Raw genomic sequence first — 22,591 nt, 5'->3', positions numbered from 1 at the left:
AATTTTAAGGAAACACTATGTTGTACGATAAAGATATAAGGGAACCCCTTTTTGATTTTTTAGATGATATTTATTTAACAAACAGAATAATTGAAGAAAAGAAAATGGGATGCTCAAGGGCAGACGTTGTTATGGTTACCCCTTTGGCAATTTACGGTATAGAAATAAAAAGCGATGCAGATACTTACGCAAGGCTGAAACGTCAGGTTAGGGATTATGACAACTTTTATGATTATAATTATGTGGTGGTAGGAACAAGCCACGCATATCATATACAGGAGCATGTCCCTGATTACTGGGGAATAATTACCGTGGAACAAAAAAAGCAGTAGTGCTGGTATTGAAACACTACTGCTTTAAGTTTATAAGCTATTAAACCTGTGCTGTTTTTACAGATTCAAACTCTTCTACAATTTCCTTTTCAGGAGCAGGAGTAAGAAGACTTACAACTACAATGAATATACATGCTACTATAAAGGCAGGTAATAATTCGTAGATATCTAAAGCTCCACCTAAAGGACGTACAACATATTTCCATAGGAAAATCATAATACCACCTGATAGCATACCGGCAATGGCACCATACTTGTTTGAACGTTTCCAGAATAATGCAAACAGCATTACAGGTCCGAAGGTAGCACCAAATCCTGCCCATGCGAAAGATACAATCTGGAATACATTACTTTTAGGATTAGATGCCAGGAATATGGCAATTATTGAAATAACAATAACAGTTGCTCTGGCTACAACTACTTTTTTCTTTTCAGAAAGTTTAATTCCAAATACCCCGTCTAACATATTTTCAGTAACACTAGATGAAGCAGCTAAAAGCTGTGAGTCTGATGTGGACATGGTTGATGCAAGAATACCTGCAAGAATAATTCCGGCTACAATGGCGAAAATAAAACCGTGTTTACTTATAACAGTTGAAATCTGAACAATAATTGTTTCTGAGTCAAATGAACCATATGCGCCTAAAATTCCTTCAGTTGACATACTAAATCCGATAATGCCGATTAAAATAGCAGCAGCCATGGAAATAACTACCCATGTGCTGGCAATACGTCTTGATAATTTAACATTTTCAGGATCATCAATAGCCATAAATCTTAATAAAATATGTGGCATGCCAAAATATCCAAGCCCCCATGCCAATGTAGAAATAATAGTAATAATACCATACTGATTAGCTGAATTAGTAGCTGCGTTGTAGCTTGAATTAAAGCTGAAATATCCCGGTAAATCCTTTGCATTGGCAATAACCTGATCCATTCCACCAACGGAATCAATACCGTAAAATACAACAATTGCCAAAGCAACAGTCATAATAATACTTTGTATAAAGTCTGTGGTACTTGCTGCAAGGAATCCACCAAGGGATGTGTAAGCAATAATAACAATGGCACTGATAATCATAGCTGTCATGTAATTAATTCCAAATAATGAATTAAATAATTTTCCACAGGCTGCAAATCCTGATGCAGTATAAGGAACAAAGAATATAATGATTATCATTGCTGAAACACATTTAAGAACTTTTTTATCACGATATCTGTTAGCAAAGAAATCAGGGATTGTTATTGAGTTGTTACAAATAACTGTGTATTTTCTAAGTCTTTTTGCAACAATAAGCCAGTTGACATATGTACCAAGAGCAAGACCTGCAATAGTCCAGAAAGTATCACATACACCGGTAAGATATGCAAGTCCCGGAAGTCCCATAAGAAGGTAACTGCTCATATCTGATGCTTCAGCACTCATAGCCGTAACAAAAGGTCCAAGCTTTCTTCCACCTAAATAAAAGTCGTGGGTTGTGTTTGACTTTTTAGAAAAATAAAAACCGATAACCAGCATTGCTCCCATGTATACAATGATGGAAATCAGAATTCCAATTTGTGAAGTTGTCATAATTTTTATCTCCTCTGTAATTTTATTAAAATAGAACTAAGCACTATTTTATAGGAAATAATTGTATAAGGCAAGTGTAAATAACCTTTTTTTTCCTTATTAATAATATATGAAAAGCATATTTAAAAGATAAATGGGAATAATAATAACAAGTTGGAAAGAGTAAGAAAAATAAGGAGAAAAACATATGGGGCAGGTAATTGGAAAACAAAGTGTACTTTTTGAAAATCCACCTTATCTTATAGAAGGGGCATCAATTGTGGGACAAAAAGAGGGGGAAGGACCTCTTGGAAAATGTTTTGATGTGGTAGAACAGGATCCAATGCTTGGAATGGAAACATGGGAAGAGGCAGAAAGCCTTTTGCAAAAAGAAGCAATTCAGAAGGTGCTACTTAAGTCTAATATGACTAAGGATGATATAAGATATATTTTTGCCGGAGATTTATTAGGGCAGCTTATAGCTACCACATTTGGAATATTGGAGTTTGAAATTCCTTTTTTCGGATTATATGGTGCGTGTTCTACCATAGGAGAGGCTTTAAGCATTGCAGCCATAACGGTGGAGGGAGGCAATGCAGACAATGTTATTGCTGTGGCCTCCAGCCATTTCGCCAGTGCCGAGAGACAGTTCAGATTTCCTTTGGCATATGGTAACCAACGACCATATGCTGCCACATGGACAGTGACAGGTTGTGGGGCAGTTGTTGTGGGCAAGCAAAAAGGATTTGCAAAAATTACCGGAATAACTACAGGTAAAATAGTGGATTACGGCGTTAAGGATGCACAAAATATGGGAGCATGTATGGCACCGGCAGCTGCTGAGGTAATTTATCAGCATTTTAAGGATTTTAATTCCACTCCGGGAGATTACGATAAAATAATTACGGGAGACTTAGGGATAGTAGGAAAAACAATATTGTTTGATTTGTTAATGGAAAAAGGATATGATATTTCAAAAGTTCATATGGACTGTGGAATAGAAATGTTTGATGCAGGAACTCAGGATACCCATGCAGGAGGAAGCGGATGTGGATGTGCAGCCACGGTTCTTACAGGATATATCTTTAAGCAGCTTAAAAAGAAAGCCTTTAAGAAAATTTTATTTATTCCTACAGGAGCGTTAATGTCACCTGTAAGTTTTAATGAGGGAAACAGTGTTCCGGGAATTGCACATTGTGTTATGATAGAGGTTTAAAGGGGGAGAAAGATGATTTTTATAAAAAGTTTTGTGGTAGGTGGAATAATATGTGCCATAGTGCAGGTTATTATTAATAAGACAAAACTTACACCGGGAAGAATTATGGTAGGATTGGTCTGCCTTGGAGTAATATTAGGAGCCATAGGGCTTTATCAGCCTTTTGCCGACTGGGCAGGTTGTGGGGCGACAGTTCCCCTGTTAGGATTTGGCAATAATTTGTGGAAGGGAATGAAGGAAGCCATAGGAGAATCCGGAGTTCTGGGATTGTTTAAAGGAGGCTTTACATCAGGAGCGGTAGGTATATCAGGAGCATTGATTTTCGGGTATCTTGCATCCCTTATTTTTAAGTCAAAAATGCAATAAAGGATAAAAGATTAAAATTGTAATGTAGTCCGGGCGGAGGTATACCTTTAATAATTAAAATAATTCCATACAAACTTAATAATATAAAGCAAAATACACAATTACCTTATTTGATTAAGTTAAAGCGTGGCAAAGGTTGAAAAAATTAAATTTTTATATTATAATTTGTCAATGTAATGTGTTGAAGTCTTAAAATTTGGATTAATGATGTTTTTTATCATAATCGTGCAATAGGAAGCATGTCATAAAAGGCTTTTGGTGCATGAAAAATATGCATTTATAACACATGAGATTAACTAAAATTATGTTATAGAAGGAGGACTACAAAATGTCATATGTAGACGAGGTATTAGCAAAGGTTAAAGAAAAAAATGCTAGTGAACCGGAATTTTTACAGGCAGTTGAAGAAGTGTTAAATTCACTTAGACCTGTAATTGATGCAAACGAGGATAAGTATAGAAGAGAGGCTTTACTTGAAAGAATCTGCGAACCTGAAAGACAGTTCAAGTTCAGAGTTCCTTGGGTAGATGATAAGGGACAGGTACAGGTTAATACAGGCTACAGAGTACAGTTTAACTCAGCTATCGGACCATACAAGGGTGGTTTAAGACTTCATCCATCAGTAAATATTGGTATTATTAAATTCTTAGGTTTTGAACAGATTTTCAAGAACTCACTTACAGGACTTCCAATTGGTGGTGGTAAAGGTGGTTCTGACTTCGATCCTAAGGGCAAATCAGATAGAGAAGTAATGGCATTCTGCCAGAGCTTTATGACAGAACTTTGTAAATATATCGGCGCTGATACTGACGTTCCTGCAGGTGACATCGGAACAGGTGCCAGAGAAATCGGATATATGTTTGGACAGTATAAGAGAATCCGTGGATTATATGAAGGTGTTCTTACAGGTAAGGGACTTACATACGGCGGTTCTTTAGCTAGAACAGAAGCTACAGGTTACGGATTACTTTACTTAACACAGGAATTAATGAAAGACCATAATGAAAGCATGGAAGGCAAGACAGTAGTTGTTTCAGGTGCTGGTAACGTTGCTATCTACGCTATTCAGAAAGCACAGCAGATGGGTGCTAAGGTTGTTACATGTTCAGATTCAACAGGTTGGATTTATGATCCTGAAGGAATCGATGTAGACCTTCTTAAGGAAGTTAAGGAAGTCAAGAGAGCAAGACTTACAGAATATGCTGCTGCAAGACCTTCAGCTGAATATCATGAAGGACGTGGAGTATGGCAGATTAAATGTGATATCGCTCTTCCATGTGCTACACAGAATGAATTACTTATCGATGATGCTAAGCAGTTAGTAGCTAACGGATGTAAAGCTGTTTGTGAAGGTGCTAATATGCCTACAACAATTGATGCAACAGAATACTTACAGGAAAACGGCGTATGGTTCGTTGGTGGTAAGGCTGCTAATGCAGGTGGTGTTGCTACATCAGCTCTTGAAATGTCACAGAACAGCGAAAGACTTTCATGGACATTCGAAGAAGTTGACGCTAAATTACAGAATATTATGGTTAACATTTATCATAACATCAGTGATGCTGCTAAGAGATACGGATTTGAAGGTAACTACGTAGTAGGTGCTAATATTGCCGGATTTGAAAAAGTAGCAGAAGCTATGGAAGCACAGGGCGTTTGCTAATTACAATAAAATATAGTTAATTTTCCTGAATTTAACAGCTCTTTAATGGTTGCATAGAAAATCATTAAAGGGCTGTTTTTTTCTTTGACCTTATGGAGATATTATAGTAAACTAGATTAGTTGACAATAAAAATCTTCCCGTAAAATATATCTTGAACTAAAGGGAGAAGGTACTATGGGGAGAAAACAAAAAGGACGGAGTTTATTTTTTTGAATATTTCTGATAAATTGCCGCTGACCGATGGGAGGAGGCACTATATATTCCGGAAAAGATTAAAATGAAATGAGGTTAATAAAATGCAGGAAAGAGAACAATTAAAGTCCAGATTGGGATTTTTGCTTATATCGGCAGGATGTGCAATCGGAATTGGGAACGTATGGAAATTTCCTTATATGACAGGTCAGGGCGGAGGCGGAATGTTTGTTTTATTTTACATTTTGTTTTTGCTGGTTTTAGGAATACCTATTATGACTATGGAGTTTGCAGTAGGTCGTGCCAGCAGGAAAAGTCCGGTTCAGGCATATTATCAGTTAGAAAAGCCCGGAACTAAGTGGCATATACATGGTTATGTGGCACTTATAGGAAACTATCTCCTTATGATGTTTTACACCACAGTATCAGGCTGGATGTTATATTATTTCTATCTTACAGCTACAGGCAAATTTGTAGGACTTGATGCAGATGGCGTTGGTAATGTATTTAACGAAATGTTAAGTCAGCCGGGAATAATGGCATTATGTATGATAATTGTTGTGGCAGTTGGAATTTTTATATGTTCCATAGGAGTTCAAAGCGGTCTTGAAAAAGTGTCTAAGTTTATGATGGTGGCACTTCTTATTATAATGATTGTTCTTGCCGTAAACAGTTTTTTTATGAGCGGGGCAAAGGAGGGTCTTAAGTTCTTCTTAGTACCGGATGTGGCAAGAATGAAAAGTGTAGGTGTGGGAAAAACTATAGTTTTAGCCATGAATCAGGCGTTTTTCACCCTTAGTTTAGGAATTGGAGCCATGGCAATATTTGGAAGTTATATTGGAAAAGAACGTTCATTGTTAGGTGAATCCATTAATATTGCTTTTCTTGATACCTTTGTGGCAATAACATCAGGACTTATTATATTCCCTGCATGCTTTACTTTCGGAGTAGACCAGACCCAGGGACCAAGTCTTATATTTATAACACTGCCTAATATTTTTAATCATATTCCTCTTGGAAGACTGTGGGGAAGCCTATTCTTTGTATTTATGTCCTTTGCGGCATTTTCCACGGTGCTGGCAGTATTTGAAAATATAATTTGCTGTGGAATGGAGCTTAAGAATTGGAGCAGAAAGAAGTCAAGTTTTGTCAACTTTATAGCAATAACCCTGTTATCTCTTCCTTGCGTATTGGGATACAATTTGTGGCAGTGGGATGGATTTAAGGTATTTGGCGGAACAGTTTTAGATTTTGAAGATTTTCTTGTAAGTAATTTATTACTTCCGTTGGGTTCTTTAGTGTATCTTTTATTCTGTACCGGAAAAAATGGCTGGGGCTGGGATAATTACATGACTGAAGCTAATACCGGTAAGGGATTAAAGATGAGAAATGGAATGAGATTATATATTACATATATACTTCCGATTATAATTTTATTTATTTTTGGCTTTGGAATATATGATAAATTTTTTAGCTAGAAAGGTATGAGGATTTAATATGCAGGAAAGAGAACAACTAAAATCCAGGCTGGGATTTTTGCTATTGTCGGCAGGATGTGCCATTGGAATTGGAAATGTGTGGAAATTTCCATATATGGCAGGACAAGGTGGCGGCGGAATGTTTGTATTACTGTACATTCTGTTTTTACTGATTCTTGGAATACCAATTATGACAATGGAATTTTCGGTAGGACGTGCCAGTAAAAAAAGTCCTGTCAGGTCATTTAAGCAATTAGAAAAGCCGGGAACAAAATGGCATATACATGGGTATGTTTCCTTGGTTGGAAATTATATAATCATGATGTTTTATACCACAGTAGCAGGCTGGATGTTATATTATTTTTATCTTACGGCTACAGGCAGATTTACAGGTTTTGATGCACAGGCAATTTCAGGTGTGTTTGATGATATGAAACAAAATCCTGTGGTAATGGTTACCTGTATGGTAATTGTTGTGGTAGTGGGAGTTTTTGTATGCTCCATTGGAGTACAAAATGGTCTGGAGAAAGTGTCAAAGGCAATGATGACATCTTTACTTATTATAATGCTTGTTCTTGCCGTAAACAGTTTCTTTATGGATGGAACAAAGGAAGGGTTAAGCTTTTTCCTTATTCCGGATTTAGGCAGAATGAGTAGCGTGGGCATAGGAAAAACAATAGTTTATGCCATGAATCAGGCATTCTTTACTTTAAGTGTGGGAATAGGATCTATGGCAATATTTGGAAGCTATATTGAAAAGGATCATTCATTACTTTCAGAGTCTATTAATATAGCAGCCCTTGATACCTTTGTGGCAATAACATCAGGACTTATTATATTCCCGGCATGTTTTACTTTTGGAGTAGATCAGACCCAGGGACCAAGTCTTATATTTATAACATTGCCTAATATTTTTAACCACATACCTCTTGGAAGATTGTGGGGAAGTTTATTCTTTGTATTTATGTCCTTTGCGGCATTTTCCACCGTATTGGCAGTGTTTGAAAATATAATATGCTGTGATATGGAACTGAAAAACTGGAGCAGAAAGAAATCATGCCTTTTTAATTTAGTGGCAATAACGGTTTTGTCGCTACCATGTGCTTTGGGATATAGTGTTTTGAAGTGGAAGGGATTTGAAGTGTTTGGTGGAACGGTATTGGACTTTGAGGACTTTATAGTAAGCAATATTTTACTTCCATTAGGCTCCCTTGTTTATCTGTTGTTTTGTACAAGAAATAAAGGCTGGGGCTGGGATAATTATATAGCTGAAGCTAATACAGGAAAGGGATTAAAGCTTCGTAGCAGTATGAGGTTTTACATCACATATATATTACCGCTGATAATATTATTTATATTTGGATTTGGAATATACGATAAGTTTTTCTAAGTCATGCTTTATTAGCAGGTAAACAAAAAAGGATTGCTTTTGCAATCCTTTTTTGTTTACCTTATAAAAACCTTACGGTGTCTTTTTTGATTTTACTGAATCCTTTGTAGTTTGATTTTTAGTAGATATGGTAGCATCTTCTTTTGAAGAAGATGTTTCACCTGATCCATCAGAAGCCTTGGAAGTAGAGCCTTTGTTTCCTGAATTATAGTTATTATCATCTGAATTGATATAAGCTGAATGCCAGCTGCATTTATCAGGCTGACTGCCCTTTACAAAGTATTCTTTATGGGTTTTTGGACAAACACCTTTTATGGCAAGCTTTCCTGAAGCATTGCATATATTGTAAGCTTTAACACTTTGACCTGTAGCAAAATCCTTTGGCTTATATTTCTTTACAGTATCAATTTGATTCATGATTTTTGCCCAAAGCTTCTCGTGGTAGTTTTTACTACCTGTAAGGGCTGTATTTTCATCGTATCCTGTCCAGATGGATGCTGTAAGATATGGAGTATATCCACAGAACCATAAATCGTATGCACTTGATGTGGTTCCTGTCTTTCCGGCAGAAGGCATTCCACCTTCTAACTGACAAGGAGTACCGGTACCTTCTTTAACAACGCTTATCATAGCCTGAGTTAAAAGATAGGCGGTGGAATCCTTTAAAATGGTTTTGGCCTTAGGTGCTGTATTGTCTAATAATACACGACCATTGCTGTCTATAACCTGTGAGTAGAATACAGGACGAATGTATTTTCCTGTATTGGCAATAGAAGCATAGGCAGCTGTCATTTCCAGATTAGTTACACCATCAGTAATACCACCAAGAGCAAGTGCCTGATGAATATCCGAAGAAACCGAACCGTTCTTTTCCACACGGTTATCTACAAGAGTAGAGATGCCGAAATTTAACAGATAATCATAGCCTAACTGAGGAGTAATGGCAGTTAATGTTTTAACGGCACATACATTCATAGATTGGGCAATAGCCTGTTTTACGGTTACGGTACCCTTATAAGTGTGGTTCCAGTTCTCTACAGGACGTCCGTTAGAATAACTAAATGGCTCATCCACAATAGTAGTGGAAAGAGTGTAACCCATAGTATCAATAGCTGGAGCATAAGTAGATAAAATCTTAAAAGTTGAACCCGGCTGTCTTGTGGAAGCTGTTGCCCTGTCAAGGGAAAGACTTACATTTTTCTTTCCACGGCCACCTACAATTGCCTTAACAAAGCCCGTAGACTGGTCTAATATGGTAAAGGACACCTGAGGCTGTGGATTGTAGTACAATGTTTCGTACTGGGTATATCCGTCCTTTTCCTTTAGACCTTTTTTATAATATTTCTCTCTTAAATGCCTCTTGTAATCTTTAACGCATTGTTTAGCTTCTTCTTTAGAATTAAATAAAAGTTTAAAATTAGTTTCACCTAAAACCTTTTTATGGTAGGTCTGAATATCGCTTTCATCATAATTATCCACTGTACCATCAGGATTTTGTACTGACCATGCCCAGTTTATTGCGTATTGTATTGCATATGGGTAGTTTTCATCATTAGATAATTCAGTGTCACAGATTTTCTGTATCTGGGAATCCTGAGTAGTGTAAATCTTCAAACCACCACTGTATACCGCGTTATATGCCTGATTGTATGTGTAACCTTTAGTTTTTTGAAGGTCACTCATAACCTGTTTTACAACTTCATCAACAAAGTAGGAGTATACTTTGTCATTTTTCTTTTCAATTTTGTTATTTACTTTCTGAATACGTGAATATACATCATCCTTTAATGCTTCATTATATTCATTTTCAGTAAGATGTCCTGCATCAAACATATTCTTTAAAATAATTTCACGCTTAGTCTGATTTTTTTCAGGATTAGTAATTGGGTTATAAACCTCAGGACTGGAAGTTGTAGCTGCCAAAACAGCTGCTTCCGATACTGTCAGCTTACTTACATCCTTGTTAAAATACCTTAAGGAAGCTGCCTGTACACCAAGGGTATTTGCCCCAAGGTTAATGGTATTTAAGTATGTTTCCAAAATAGTTTCCTTTGACGTAACCTTTTCAAGCTGAACAGCAAGATACTGTTCCTGAATCTTACGTTTTAAGGATGAAAGAAATGCACTTTCAGATGTCCAGTCGGTAAAAACATTATTTTTAAGTACCTGCTGAGTTATGGTGCTGGCACCTTCTGATGGGTTAAGGGTAGTCACTGCAATTAAGGCAGCTCGTCCTATACCCTGAATGTCAATACCGTTGTGCTCATAAAATCTTGCATCTTCAGTATCAATAAATGCCCATCTTAAATAGGTAGGAACCTGATCTAAAGAAACCTTAATACGGTTAGAACCACTGGTTATTAATTTGGCAATTTCTTTATTATCTGAATTATACACAGTAGTGGAATAAGATGACGGAACAATTGAAACATCATCTATTGAAGGTGCACTTTTAATAATGCCGTGAACAATTCCTAAAAGCAGAAATCCCACCGTTATGATAAGAAGTAATATAATATATAGAAAAATTTTCAATAGTGAAACAAGTGATTTAGACATTACTTTCCGTTGTACGGAAACTAAGTCTTTTTGCTTGTTGATTGTTTCTTTATATCCGAAATTCATTTTATGTCCTCCTAAATGTAATGCCCCCTCCTAGCAGTGGGTGGCAAATCGTCGGAATACCTTCCTCCTCAAGCAATTATAACAAAAGGATGGAATTTAATAAAGGGGAAAAATGTCGCAGCATAGAAAGTTCATTCTTCATAATGGGCATTAAATATGATATAGTAGAAATGAGGTGGCGTTAAATGGATAAATATTATATTGTAAGTAAAGGCGGAGAAGGGGAAATAACTGAAAAAAAATCCCGGTTTATTGCTCATGTTTTGCCTGTGGAAAGTGAAGAGGAAGCACTTTTACAAATAGAAAACATTAAGAAAAAATATTGGGATGCAAGACATAACTGCTTTGCATTTATAATGGGAAAGAACAACGAAATACAAAGATTTAGTGATGATGGTGAACCTCAGGGAACAGCAGGAAAGCCTATACTTGAGGTGCTTATGGGAGAAAACTTAAGGAATACCCTGATAGTGGTAACTAGGTATTTTGGAGGAACCCTTCTTGGAACAGGAGGGCTGGTAAGAGCCTATGGCTTATCATCTAAAGAAGGGCTTAAAAACTCGGTTATAAAAGAAGTTTGTCCGGGAGTGAATTTCTCAGTTACAACAGATTATAATTCCATTGGAAAAATAAAATATATTATGAGTCAGTTTGATATGGAAGAAACAGAGGAATATGGGGCAGATGTAACCATTAACATTGTTATGGGAAAAAGTGATTTTGAAAATTTTAAAAAAAAGGTTGTAGATACTACCAGTGATAAGGCAGTGTGGAGCGAAATTAAAGAGGCACCATTTTATATGGAGATGCCATAAAAAGGACGTCATTAGTGAAAAATAGTGCGTTGGGGACTTAATATAAACTGTTTTTATTGAAAAAAATTTTCAGTGTGATACAATCGAAAAGATGTATGTGAATAATCAAAGGAGAAATATTAAAAAATGATTAGAGAAGATATAAGAAATATTGCCATAATTGCTCACGTTGACCATGGAAAAACTACATTGGTTGATGAATTGTTAAAACAGAGTGGTGTATTTAGAGAAAATCAGGAAGTAGCTGAAAGAGTAATGGATTCTAATGATATTGAAAGAGAAAGAGGAATCACTATTCTGTCAAAAAATACTGCGGTTACTTATAAGAACACAAAAATAAACATTATTGATACACCGGGACATGCTGATTTCGGAGGAGAAGTTGAGCGTGTACTTAAAATGGTAAATGGTGTTATTTTAGTTGTAGATGCTTTTGAAGGTGCTATGCCTCAAACAAGATTTGTTCTTAAAAAGGCTTTAGAGCTTAGTCTTCCTGTAATTGTCTGCATTAATAAAATTGACAGACCTGAGGCAAGACCTGAGGCAGTTATAGATGAAGTATTAGAATTATTTATTGAATTAGATGCTAATGAAGACCAGTTAGAATGTCCTTTTGTGTTTGCATCAGCTAAGCAGGGAATTGCTAAGCTAAATATGGAAGATGAAGGCGTTGATATGAAACCTTTGTTTGAGACAATTATTGATTATATTCCTGCACCGGAAGGAGACCCGGAGGCAGATACTCAGGTACTTATCAGTACAATTGACTATAATGAATACGTTGGACGTATCGGCGTTGGTAAAGTGGATAATGGTACAATTAAGGTAAATCAGGATGTAACATTAGTAAACTATCATGACCCTTCAAATACAAAGAGAGTAAAAATCAGTAAACTTTATGAATTTGAGGGATTACAGAAAAAAGAAGTAAAGGAAGCTACAGTTGGTGCTATAGTGGCAATTTCAGGTATTGCAGATATAAGTATAGGAGATACAATTTGTTCATTAGACAACCCACAGCCTATACCATTCCAGAAAATATCAGAACCAACCATTTCCATGAATTTTATGGTAAATGACAGCCCGCTTGCAGGTCAGGAAGGTAAGTTTGTAACATCACGTCACATAAGAGACAGACTTATGCGTGAATTAAATACTGACGTATCTCTTAGAGTAGAAGAAACTGAAGATATGAATACATTCAAGGTTTCAGGACGTGGAGAACTTCATTTATCGGTTCTTATTGAAAACATGAGAAGAGAAGGTTATGAATTTGCCGTAAGTAAAGCAGAGGTTATTTATAAGGAAGATGAACGTGGTAAGAAGTTAGAACCTATGGAAATCTGCTATATTGATGTTCCTGATGAATTTTCAGGTGCAATTATACAGAAATTAAGCAACAGAAAAGGTGAACTTCAGGGAATGGCTCCTACAGGAGACGGTTATACAAGATTAGAATTCTCAATTCCTTCCCGTGGACTTATTGGATACAGAGGAGAATTTATGACAGATACTAAGGGAAATGGTGTCATAAATACTGTATTTGATGATTATGGTCCATATAAAGGGGACATTCAGTACAGAAAACAGGGCTCACTTATTGCTTTTGAAGCAGGTGAAGCCATAACATATGGTCTTTTCAATGCCCAGGAGCGTGGAACATTATTTATCGGACCGGGAGAAAAGGTTTACTCAGGAATGGTTGTAGGACAGACAGGCAGGGCAGAAGATATTGAAGTTAATGTTTGTAAAACCAAACATCTTTCAAATACAAGAACGTCAAGTTCTGATGAAGCATTAAGACTTGTTCCAAAGAAAGTTTTAAGCTTAGAGCAGGCGTTGGAGTTTATTGACACAGACGAATTGTTGGAAATAACACCTGAAAGTCTTAGAATAAGAAAGAAGATATTAGATCCTACATTGAGAAAGAGAGCAAACATAAGGAAGCAGAATGGAAATTAAAGAGATATTAAAAAAGGTTGACCATACTTTATTAAAGCAGGATGCAACATGGGAACAGATTAAGCAGATTTGCGACGAGGGAATAGAGTATTCCACAGCGTCTGTGTGTATTCCACCTTCTTTTGTTAAAAAAGCGGCAGAATATGTTGAAGGGAAAATACCCGTATGTACGGTAATCGGATTTCCTAACGGATATAACACAACAGACATAAAGTGTGCTGAAGCCATGGATGCCGTAAAAAATGGTGCATCTGAAATTGATATGGTTATTAATTTAGGATGGGTTAAGGAAAAAAATTACGATGCAATATTTAGCGAAATAAATAAAGTTAAAGATGCATGTGATGGAAGATTACTTAAAGTAATTGTTGAAACGGCTCTTTTAACTGATGAAGAAAAAGTTAAAATGACAGAAGTGGTGTCAATGTCTAAGGCAGACTTTATAAAAACTTCTACAGGATTTTCAATTAGGGGTGCATCTTTTGAAGATGTGGAAATTTTAAATAAAAATATTTCTAATAATACCCATATAAAAGCTGCAGGAGGAATAGCTTCATTAGAAGATGCCGAAAAATTCCTTAATTTAGGGGCAGACAGGTTAGGAACCAGTAAAATTATCGGATTAATTAAATAAAAATATTTTTTTGAAGAGAAGAATTAGATAAGACAATTACTTAATTCTTCTCTTTTTTTACCAAAATTTTAATATAAATAGCACAAAAAAAACAATAAAATAAAAATAGTTTTTGTAAATAATGTACAAAAATCTGTTGACTTAACACACAAAAGTATATATTATTGTTAATGAAAAGTATGTATACTAAAAAAATACATACAAATCACACTATTCTATTATTTTTTTAGGAGGGGGGCTTCTATGTTTAAAAAGAAGTTTTTATCAGTTTTAATGTCATGCATGATGGTTGTATCGTTGCTTCCAAGTGCCATAGCACCACAGCAGACGAAGGCAGCGTCTACATGGCGTAGCGTATTATACCCGGAAAATTGGACACCGGGTTATACTAACAGCAGTGGACAGTTTTTACATGACTTTTCATATGCAGGTTATGAAAGGGGAGAGAAAGACATACCTACACAAATGTCAGGATTATATGCTAATGTAGTGGATTACGGCGCAGATGCTACAGGAGCTAATGATTCTACCGGTGCCATTCAGAGTGCAATTAATGCAGTTGAAGCAGCAGGAGGGGGAACGGTGTATCTCCCGGAAGGTACATTTAAGGTTAAACCAACATCTTCAGAAAACTCAGCAGCTTTGCGTATTAAGGGAAGCAACATTCTTTTTAAGGGTGCAGGTGTTGGAAAGACATTTATAAGATGTTACGCAGAAAATATGAGATTTTGTCAGGTTATAAATATTTCTCCAAATGGTGGAACATGGAACAGCGCTGATGACGGAAAAACATATTATTTATCTCAGGATATTCCTTCTACACCAACAACTACCATTCATGTAAATGATGTAAGTAATTTTAAAGCAGGTGACTGGGTTATTATCAGAGGTAACAGAACAGCAGACTGGATTAATGAACATAGCATGTCAGGTTTTTGGTCAGCAAGTGTTAATCCTACAACTATGGGAACTACATTCTATAGAAAAATAACAGGTGTTAATACTTCTGCTAAAACAGTAGAAATCGATATTCCTACAAGGTACTATATGAAGACCAGAGATAATGCAAGAATCTATAAAGTATCTCCAAAGCAGACTAATGTGGGACTTTGTGATTTCTCCATAGGAAACAAGGCAAACAGCAATGGAAACGGATGGGGAGAAGAAGATTACAAAACCAGCGGAAACGGTTCTTATAATGTAAACAATGCTTTTCTTATTAAATTTTCACTGAATGTAAACTGTTTTGCAAAAAACATTTCAACATATCAGGCAGGAAATGCAAGTCAGATACATATGAGTTCTAATGGTCTTGATATAAATCAGACAAGAAACTTAACAGTTGAAAATTGTGATTTCAGTTATCCGCAGTATGAAGGTGGCGGTGGAAACGGCTATGGAATGAATGTATGTGGTCAGGAAACATTGATTAAAAACTGTTCTTCTACCAGTGCAAGACATAGTTTTGCTTTTAAATATTCTTATGCCAGTGGAAATGTAGTATATCATTACAAGTCGACAGACCCTAAATACGGAAGTGATTTTCATATGTATTTAAGTATGTCAAATCTTATTGACAACGAGGAGTTAAATGGTGACTTTGTGGAAACAAATGTAAGACCATATGGTGGAACGGCAGGAAACAGACACGGTTATACTTCTACCCAGACGGTTTTCTGGAATACAAAGGGAAATTATTATAAATCAGGAACAAATTACATAATTGATTCACGTCAGTTTGGATATGGCTACATAATAGGAACTCAGGGAGCTGCCACGGCAGTTAAAACAACTCCAACCACAATGTCTTCCCAGTATGGAACTGTTAATACGGCACCGGAGGATTATAAGGAGGGAATTGGAAGCGGAAGCACATTGTCTCCACAGTCATTGTATTATGACCAGTTAGAAAGAAGACTTAATGGAAAAAGCTCAGAAAACGTAACGGCAAAGGATGTTCCGGGAACAATTAATGCTACTGATTATACTACTGTAACCAGTGGAATTACTACCAATACCACATCAGCGGGTGTTAAGTATGTGGGAAATCTTGTAGGAGGTTCAGCCCTTGAATATAAGGTTAAAGTAGCACAAAAAGGAAAATACAAAGTTGAGGTATGTGCTGTATCAGGGAACAGCAATTCTAACAGACAACTGTCTCTTTATGCAGGTTCAACATTACTTACAACCTTAAATGTAATTAATAAAACAGATTGGGAGGATTTTCAGAAGGTTTCTGCTATTGTTAATTTTGACAGTGCAGGAGAGCAGACAATAAAGCTTACGTCTACAGGTTCGGTAAATATTTCTGATATTGTATTTACAAAGGTAGATGACAGCACTGTGGAAACAACTAAAGAAGTAACAACGGCAAAACCTACTGAACAGCCAACAACCGTTGTGTCAAAGGGAAATAAGAGAGTAGTAGGGTATTTGCCATCATATAGAACAAGTGCCATTAATTCAATTGATTTTTCAGCCCTGACCCATTGCTGTCTTTCATTTATGACATACGCAAATGGTACATTAACATCGGGATTTTCTGATAGCACAGTTCAGACTATAGTAAATAAATGCCATGCAAATAATGTTAAGGCATTAATTGCAATTGGTGGAGGAAGTGGTTTTAATACCAGTGATAATCCATTTGGAACGGCAGCTAAGAGAACATCATTTGTTAATCAGATAATGACATATGTGGACAGATTAAATTTAGATGGGGTTGATATTGACATTGAGGTAACGGACAGCAATACGTGGAGCAATTTTGATGCTATGTGTTCAGAGCTTTCAGGAAGATTAAAGGCAGAAGGAAAACTCCTTACAATGGCAGTAAGTTCCTGGTTTACAGAACCTATACAAAACAGTACATATAACTATTTTGATTTTGTAAATCTGATGACATATGATGCAACTTTTGGGGATGGACCTGTTGCACCTATGAGTCAGATAACAAATATGGTTAATTATTATGGCAATAGAGGAATCAGCAAAGAAAGAATGACTATCGGTGTGCCTTTCTATGGATATAGTTCAGGGGCAAAGGATTACACATATTCACAGATTATAGCTATGGATGCTAATAACAAAAATCTTGATTACTATAATGGCATTTATTATAACGGTGAAAAGACTATCCGTGAGAAGGCTGAACTTAGTAAAGATTACGGTGGAATCATGATTTGGGAATTAGGACAGGATTCCTTTGGAAGTAATTCTCTTTTGGCGGCAATTAAAGATGTAATGCAGAAGGAGACAGTTGTAACAGTATCAGATATTCCGGGAACAATACCGGTAAATTCATACTCAGACAAGTCATCAGCCATAACCATGAATACTGATAACAATGTAACATATGCAGGAAATCTTAATGATGGATTGTATCTTAGCTATATGGTTTCTGTTGCTAAGGCGGGAGATTATACTATTAATCTAAAACTTGCAGCAGGGGATGCTCAGTATAATGCTAAAAATATGATTGTAAAATTAGACGGAAATACCATAGCAACTATACCTGTTCAGGCAAGCAGCACATGGACAACTTTTGTGGATCACAGTGCAAAAATTAATCTTAGTCAGACAGGTAAGCATACATTAACAATTATGGCAGAAGGCGGAGCATGCAATGTGGCGGATTTCTCCGTTGAAAATTATAAGGAAGAAACCACAGTGGCACCAACAGAAGCACCTACAACAGCTCCAAAGAAGGCAGGAATTGAAATAAACGGATACCAGATTAGCACAACAGTAAAGGGACATAGAGTTGTATATTCAGTTTCTGATCCTAATAAGGAAATTGTAAGTTCAGGTCTTGTATATGGTGTGGCGAATTATGCAACAGCAGAAGATATGGTAGTAGGAAGTTCAAGTAAGGGAGTAATGAACTATCAGTCTACAGATATAGGAAAATGCTCTGTGGCATACAGTGATATGGAAGATGCACAAAGCTACACTATGACAATGCAGTTTGTGGATTCCGTTAAATATTACAGTGATAAATTTATGGTAAGAGCATATGCACAATTAAAGGATGGAACATATGTATATAGCAATGTTGAAAACTATACAATTTATTCCATTGCTGATATTTTGTATCAGAACAGAAAAATGAATACAGTAGCAGGACATAATTTTTTATATGAGAAAATACTTTTACCGGTAAATCCGGCATATAAGATTGTGGACTATGACTGGGGAAATATAATCGTGGGAGCATAAATACTTATAACCTATTTCCTATAATTTAAAGGCGGCCTTTAGCTATCGGGTTTTAAACCGGTAGTTAAAGGTCGTTTTGTGTTATTAGGTATTATTCCATACTGTAAATATAAAGAATAAAATATTTAAATAAAAAGGGGGTTGACAGATTAAAATGGGGTTACTATAATACAATTGTATTAATTGATATAGTACAATTAGTTCTAGAGCGATACAATATGAAAGGAAAAGGTAGTAAAATGTTAGAAACGAAAAATTTACGAAAAACATATAAAACCAAAAAAGGTGTTTCTGTTGAAGCATTAAAAGGTATATCATTAAAATTTCCTGAAAAAGGAATGATTTTCCTGTTGGGAAAGTCCGGAAGCGGCAAGTCAACATTACTTAATCTCTTAGGAGGACTAGATAAATATGATGATGGAGAAATAATTATAAAAGGTGTTTCTTCTAAAAACTTTAAACAGAATCATTTTGATTCATACAGAAATACATATGTTGGATTTATTTTTCAGGAGTACAATGTTTTAGAAGAATTTACTGTGGGAGCTAATATAGCATTGGCAATTGAACTTCAGGGAAGAAAAGCCACAGATGAGGAAATAAGTAAAATATTAAGACAGGTAGATTTAGACGGATTTGGTGACAGAAAGCCAAATGAACTTTCAGGAGGTCAGAAGCAAAGAGTTGCAATTGCAAGAGCTTTAGTAAAAAATCCTCAGATAATTATGGCAGATGAGCCTACAGGAGCCTTGGATTCTAATACAGGAAAACAGGTTTTTGATACACTGAAAAAGCTGTCAGAGGAGAAGCTTGTAATTGTAGTTTCACACGATAGGGAGTTTGCAGAGCAGTATGGAGACAGAATTATAGAACTGGCAGATGGAAAAGTTATTTCAGATGTAGAAAAAACAGACGGTGATGAAATTGATTTCTCCCAGGGAATTTCCTTTGAAGAGGACGGTTTTATTATATCTGAAGGATATCATCTTACAGAGGAAGACAGAATTGCAATAAATGAGTATATGGATTCTGCCAAAAAAGATGTTAAGGCAACAATAAAAGCTAAGCAGCATGTTAGCGGCAATTTCAAAAAAACAAATCAGGATGCAATTGATTATGTGGATGGAGGGTTTAAATTAATTAAATCAAAGCTTCCTGTTAAAAATTCCTTTAAAATTGGAGCAAGTGGTTTAAAACACAAGAAATTTAGACTGGTGATTACTATTTTATTGTCTTTTGTGGCATTTGGAATGTTTGCACTGGCAGATACATTTGGAACATATGACCATATTAAAACATGTACTAATTCAATATCAGATTCAAATATAAAATATGCGTCTGTATTAAAAGCTAAAAAAATGGATAACGATGGAGCTACATGGTGGGATGACTGGTCATACAAACTTACAGATGAAGATGTAGCAAAGATAAGTAAAGAAACAGGCCATGATTTCAGAGGTGTTTATATGCCTAGCGATGAAGGAATGGAAATGACAAACATAAAAGACACATCAAATCTGTCAGGAAATGAAGTCTATTGTCCATACGCAACATCAATAACAGGATTTGCTGACATTAATCAGAAAATAATTGATGAAATGGGATACAAGGTATTAGCCGGGAAACTGCCTGACGGAGGTAAGAAAGAAATAGCTATTAGTGAATATGTATATAAAACCTACGAAAAAACAGGATATTTAGAAGGCAAAAGCATTGAAAAGATTTCAGATTATAAAGATATTATAGGAAAAACAATTGAGTTAAACGGGGATAAATTTACTGTTACTGCCGTAATTGACACAAAGGTTGATTTTAACAGATATAAAACAATAGGTGACAGCATGACAGGAAAAAGTAATGCAGAAACTCTTGCCATGTATGCCTTAAGCAGAGAATTGGATGGGATAAAGGAATACAGCTTATCATGTGTAGCCATGACCGGTGACGGATATGTTGAAAGTTTAGTCAATGGTGACGGAAAGGTTATTAATGTAAATACTAATTCCATTTATATGGATGTAAGCAATAGCAGCTACGATTGTTCATCTGATGGAATGATAAAATTATCAGATGCTGACAAGTCAAAAATTACATGGGTTGATGGTGAAAAGAGTAAATTAGCAGATAATGAAATAATTGTTCCGGAAGGACAAATATACAAAAACGGTGAAAATGCAGATGCTAAGGATTTCGTTGAATATCTTAAGAATGAACCATTTTTCAACATAAGCTATTCATTAGCCAGTGAAGAGGAAAAAACAGATAAAAACTGGAAGATAGTAGGAGTAATAAAAGGAGGAGGTAAGGCAGTATATGTTGTTCCTGATAAATTCTACGAAAAAGACTGGGTTGGAGCAATTGGAACTTATAGTTTTGCAGTGTCATCAATGCCTGATAACAAGGCAGACATACAAAAACTTGTAAAGTATTGTTATACGGAAAAAGATAATGTAAAATTTAAAATGCAAAATTCAGTTACCTTTGAGTTAGATTCAGTAGATGAAATATTAAATGTATTATCAAAGGTATTCCTGTATGTGGGATTGGGATTTGCATTATTTGCGGCAATTATGTTATCAAACTTTATTGCCACAAGTATAGCTTACAAAAAGCAGGAAATCGGAATACTTAGGGCAATAGGTGCAAGAAGTAATGACGTATTTAGAATATTCTTCTCAGAGAGCTTTATTATAGCTGTTATAAACTTTGTTTTAGCAACAATAGCTGCCGGAAGCGTTACAGTATGGATAAACAGTGCTATAAGAAAAGAGATGGGAGTTTTAATAACTGTACTTAATTTCGGACCAAGACAGATTATATTACTTCTATTAATAAGCTTAGGCGTTGCAGCAGTAGCAAGCTTTATACCGGTTTATAAGATAGCATCAAAAAGACCTATAGAGGCAATAAGAAATAAATAAAAGGTATCCGCAGTTAATAAGTGACCATTTCTTTTAGAAATGGTCACTTAAAATATATGTTGAAAAATATAATGCTATGCATTATAATAAAACTATAAATCGAACACAAACCTTATGCAACTGAACAAATTCATAATGTTAGGAGAAATAAAATGGATTATGTAACGTTTATTAAGGAAATAAAAGAAAAAGTGGAGGAGTTGGTTCAGGAAAATTTAGAAGATTGCACAGTATTTGTTCACGATATTATAAAGAATAATAATGTAAGAATGCGTGCCATAAGTATAGAAAGAAAAAATGACATGGCAACCCCTAATATATATCTTAATGATTATTACTCACAGTTTAAAAAAGGCAGGAATATTGATGATATAAGCAAAGAAATTTTTGAGGTTTATTTAGATAGTTCCAAGGGTTTAATAAATGAAGTTAACATCAATGATTTAAGAAATTTTTCAAAGGTCAAAAAAAGAATCTTTTATAAGCTGGTTAATTATAATATGAACAGAGAAATGTTAAAAACAACACCCCATGTTAGAGTTCTTGATTTAGCTATAGTATTTTATATTTTGGTATCATACAGGGAGGGAGCCCAGGCAGTTACCATGATTAGAGATGGCAACATAAAAGAATGGGGAATAGATTTATCCCGGTTATGTGTTACGGCTTATGAGAATACATGGACAAAGTATCATCCTGTTATACGTAGAATGGAAGATATTATTTCTGAAATGATTCTTGACAGTATAGTGGGGGATGAAAGGGATGAGGATAATGATGATGGTGATTTAATAAAAGAGGAAACCTGCTATGGGGGATATACATATGCACAAGTTGAGGATATGGTTAAGGAAGAGATGGAAAAAGTTAAATTAGACAGAAATATGGAGATGTATGTAATGACTAACGAAGACAAGTCAAATGGGGCAGCATGCATACTTTATCCCGGGGTACTTAAAAAGTTCGCTGACAAGGTTGGACAGGATATATATATTATTCCCAGTTCCATTCATGAGGTGATATTGATTCCTGCCATGGGTTGGGATACAAAAGAAATAGACGAAATGATACGGGAGGTAAACAGAACTCAGTTAGATCCTGTGGAAATACTTTCTGACCATGTATATGTATACAAAAGAGAAACAGAAGAATTAGGATATTAAAGAGGTAATGCTGACTTGTAAAAGTAAATTCCGTGTGAAAGACTAAATTCCACACCCTGT

At 35.6% G+C, this 22,591-nt stretch carries 14 protein-coding genes; 12 read left to right on the top strand and 2 right to left on the bottom strand.

Translation table 11 applies throughout. From position 1 onward, the window contains the following. The first annotated feature begins 17 nt into the window (after positions 1-17). Complete coding sequence (locus DWW68_RS07960) at positions 18-332, top strand: sce7726 family protein (RefSeq protein WP_147365658.1); 315 nt, start codon at positions 18-20, stop codon at positions 330-332. 40 nt (positions 333-372) lie between these two features. On the opposite strand, the gene putP is transcribed toward DWW68_RS07960, so the two are convergent. Continuing rightward, on the bottom strand, positions 373-1,908 hold the full coding sequence (gene putP / locus DWW68_RS07955) for a sodium/proline symporter PutP (protein ID WP_118589321.1): 1,536 nt from the start codon (positions 1,906-1,908) through the stop codon (positions 373-375). A 187-nt stretch (positions 1,909-2,095) separates the two neighbouring features. Here putP and spoVAD point away from each other — a divergent pair, with 187 nt between their 5' ends. From spoVAD to DWW68_RS07930, 5 genes are all read left to right on the top strand, one after another. Continuing rightward, positions 2,096-3,103, top strand: a complete 1,008-nt coding sequence (spoVAD, locus tag DWW68_RS07950; RefSeq protein ID WP_021953858.1) for a stage V sporulation protein AD — start codon at positions 2,096-2,098, stop codon at positions 3,101-3,103. 12 nt (positions 3,104-3,115) lie between these two features. Further along, the gene (locus tag DWW68_RS07945; protein ID WP_118589320.1) at positions 3,116-3,469 is read left to right on the top strand and encodes a SpoVA/SpoVAEb family sporulation membrane protein; all 354 of its coding nucleotides are present in this window, start codon (positions 3,116-3,118) and stop codon (positions 3,467-3,469) included. Positions 3,470-3,797: 328 nt separating this feature from the next. Then, the gene (gene gdhA, locus DWW68_RS07940; RefSeq protein ID WP_118589319.1) at positions 3,798-5,132 is read left to right on the top strand and encodes an NADP-specific glutamate dehydrogenase; all 1,335 of its coding nucleotides are present in this window, start codon (positions 3,798-3,800) and stop codon (positions 5,130-5,132) included. Positions 5,133-5,429: 297 nt separating this feature from the next. Then, positions 5,430-6,803 carry a sodium-dependent transporter gene (locus DWW68_RS07935; RefSeq protein ID WP_118589318.1) on the top strand — a complete coding sequence of 458 codons (1,374 nt, stop codon included), beginning with the start codon at positions 5,430-5,432 and terminating at the stop codon, positions 6,801-6,803. Positions 6,804-6,822: 19 nt separating this feature from the next. Next, complete coding sequence (locus DWW68_RS07930; RefSeq protein ID WP_118589317.1) at positions 6,823-8,193, top strand: sodium-dependent transporter; 1,371 nt, start codon at positions 6,823-6,825, stop codon at positions 8,191-8,193. A 72-nt stretch (positions 8,194-8,265) separates the two neighbouring features. Here DWW68_RS07930 and DWW68_RS07925 read toward each other — a convergent pair whose 3' ends face one another. After that, positions 8,266-10,818: a transglycosylase domain-containing protein gene (locus DWW68_RS07925; RefSeq protein WP_118589316.1), complete on the bottom strand. Its 2,553-nt coding sequence runs from the start codon at positions 10,816-10,818 to the stop codon at positions 8,266-8,268. 185 nt (positions 10,819-11,003) lie between these two features. Here DWW68_RS07925 and DWW68_RS07920 point away from each other — a divergent pair, with 185 nt between their 5' ends. The 6 genes from DWW68_RS07920 to DWW68_RS07895 all read left to right on the top strand — a co-directional run bounded on the left by DWW68_RS07920 (position 11,004) and on the right by DWW68_RS07895 (position 22,531). Continuing rightward, entirely contained in the window at positions 11,004-11,633 is a 630-nt protein-coding gene (locus tag DWW68_RS07920; protein ID WP_021953863.1) for a YigZ family protein, read from the top strand. Positions 11,634-11,759: 126 nt separating this feature from the next. Continuing rightward, a complete protein-coding gene (gene typA / locus DWW68_RS07915) occupies positions 11,760-13,595 on the top strand; it encodes a translational GTPase TypA (protein ID WP_021953864.1) in 1,836 nt (611 codons plus the stop codon). Beyond that, positions 13,585-14,229: a deoxyribose-phosphate aldolase gene (deoC, locus tag DWW68_RS07910; RefSeq protein WP_118589315.1), complete on the top strand. Its 645-nt coding sequence runs from the start codon at positions 13,585-13,587 to the stop codon at positions 14,227-14,229. The genes typA and deoC overlap by 11 nt, the downstream gene beginning before the upstream one ends. 243 nt (positions 14,230-14,472) lie before the next feature. Next, positions 14,473-18,447: a glycosyl hydrolase family 18 protein gene (locus DWW68_RS07905; RefSeq protein ID WP_118589314.1), complete on the top strand. Its 3,975-nt coding sequence runs from the start codon at positions 14,473-14,475 to the stop codon at positions 18,445-18,447. Between the two features lie 239 nt (positions 18,448-18,686). Further along, on the top strand, positions 18,687-21,368 hold the full coding sequence (locus DWW68_RS07900) for an ATP-binding cassette domain-containing protein (RefSeq protein ID WP_147365657.1): 2,682 nt from the start codon (positions 18,687-18,689) through the stop codon (positions 21,366-21,368). Between the two features lie 152 nt (positions 21,369-21,520). Further along, positions 21,521-22,531 (top strand): DUF5688 family protein, encoded by a 1,011-nt coding sequence (locus DWW68_RS07895; RefSeq protein ID WP_118589312.1) that lies wholly within the window; start codon positions 21,521-21,523, stop codon positions 22,529-22,531. Positions 22,532-22,591: the final 60 nt, after the last annotated feature.

Source organism: Eubacterium sp. AF16-48, assembly GCF_003479405.1.
GTDB lineage: Bacteria > Bacillota > Clostridia > Lachnospirales > Lachnospiraceae > Eubacterium_G > Eubacterium_G segne.
The sequence above is the reverse complement of the archived record's forward strand: the minus strand, read 5'-3'. Positions and strand labels throughout refer to the sequence as shown.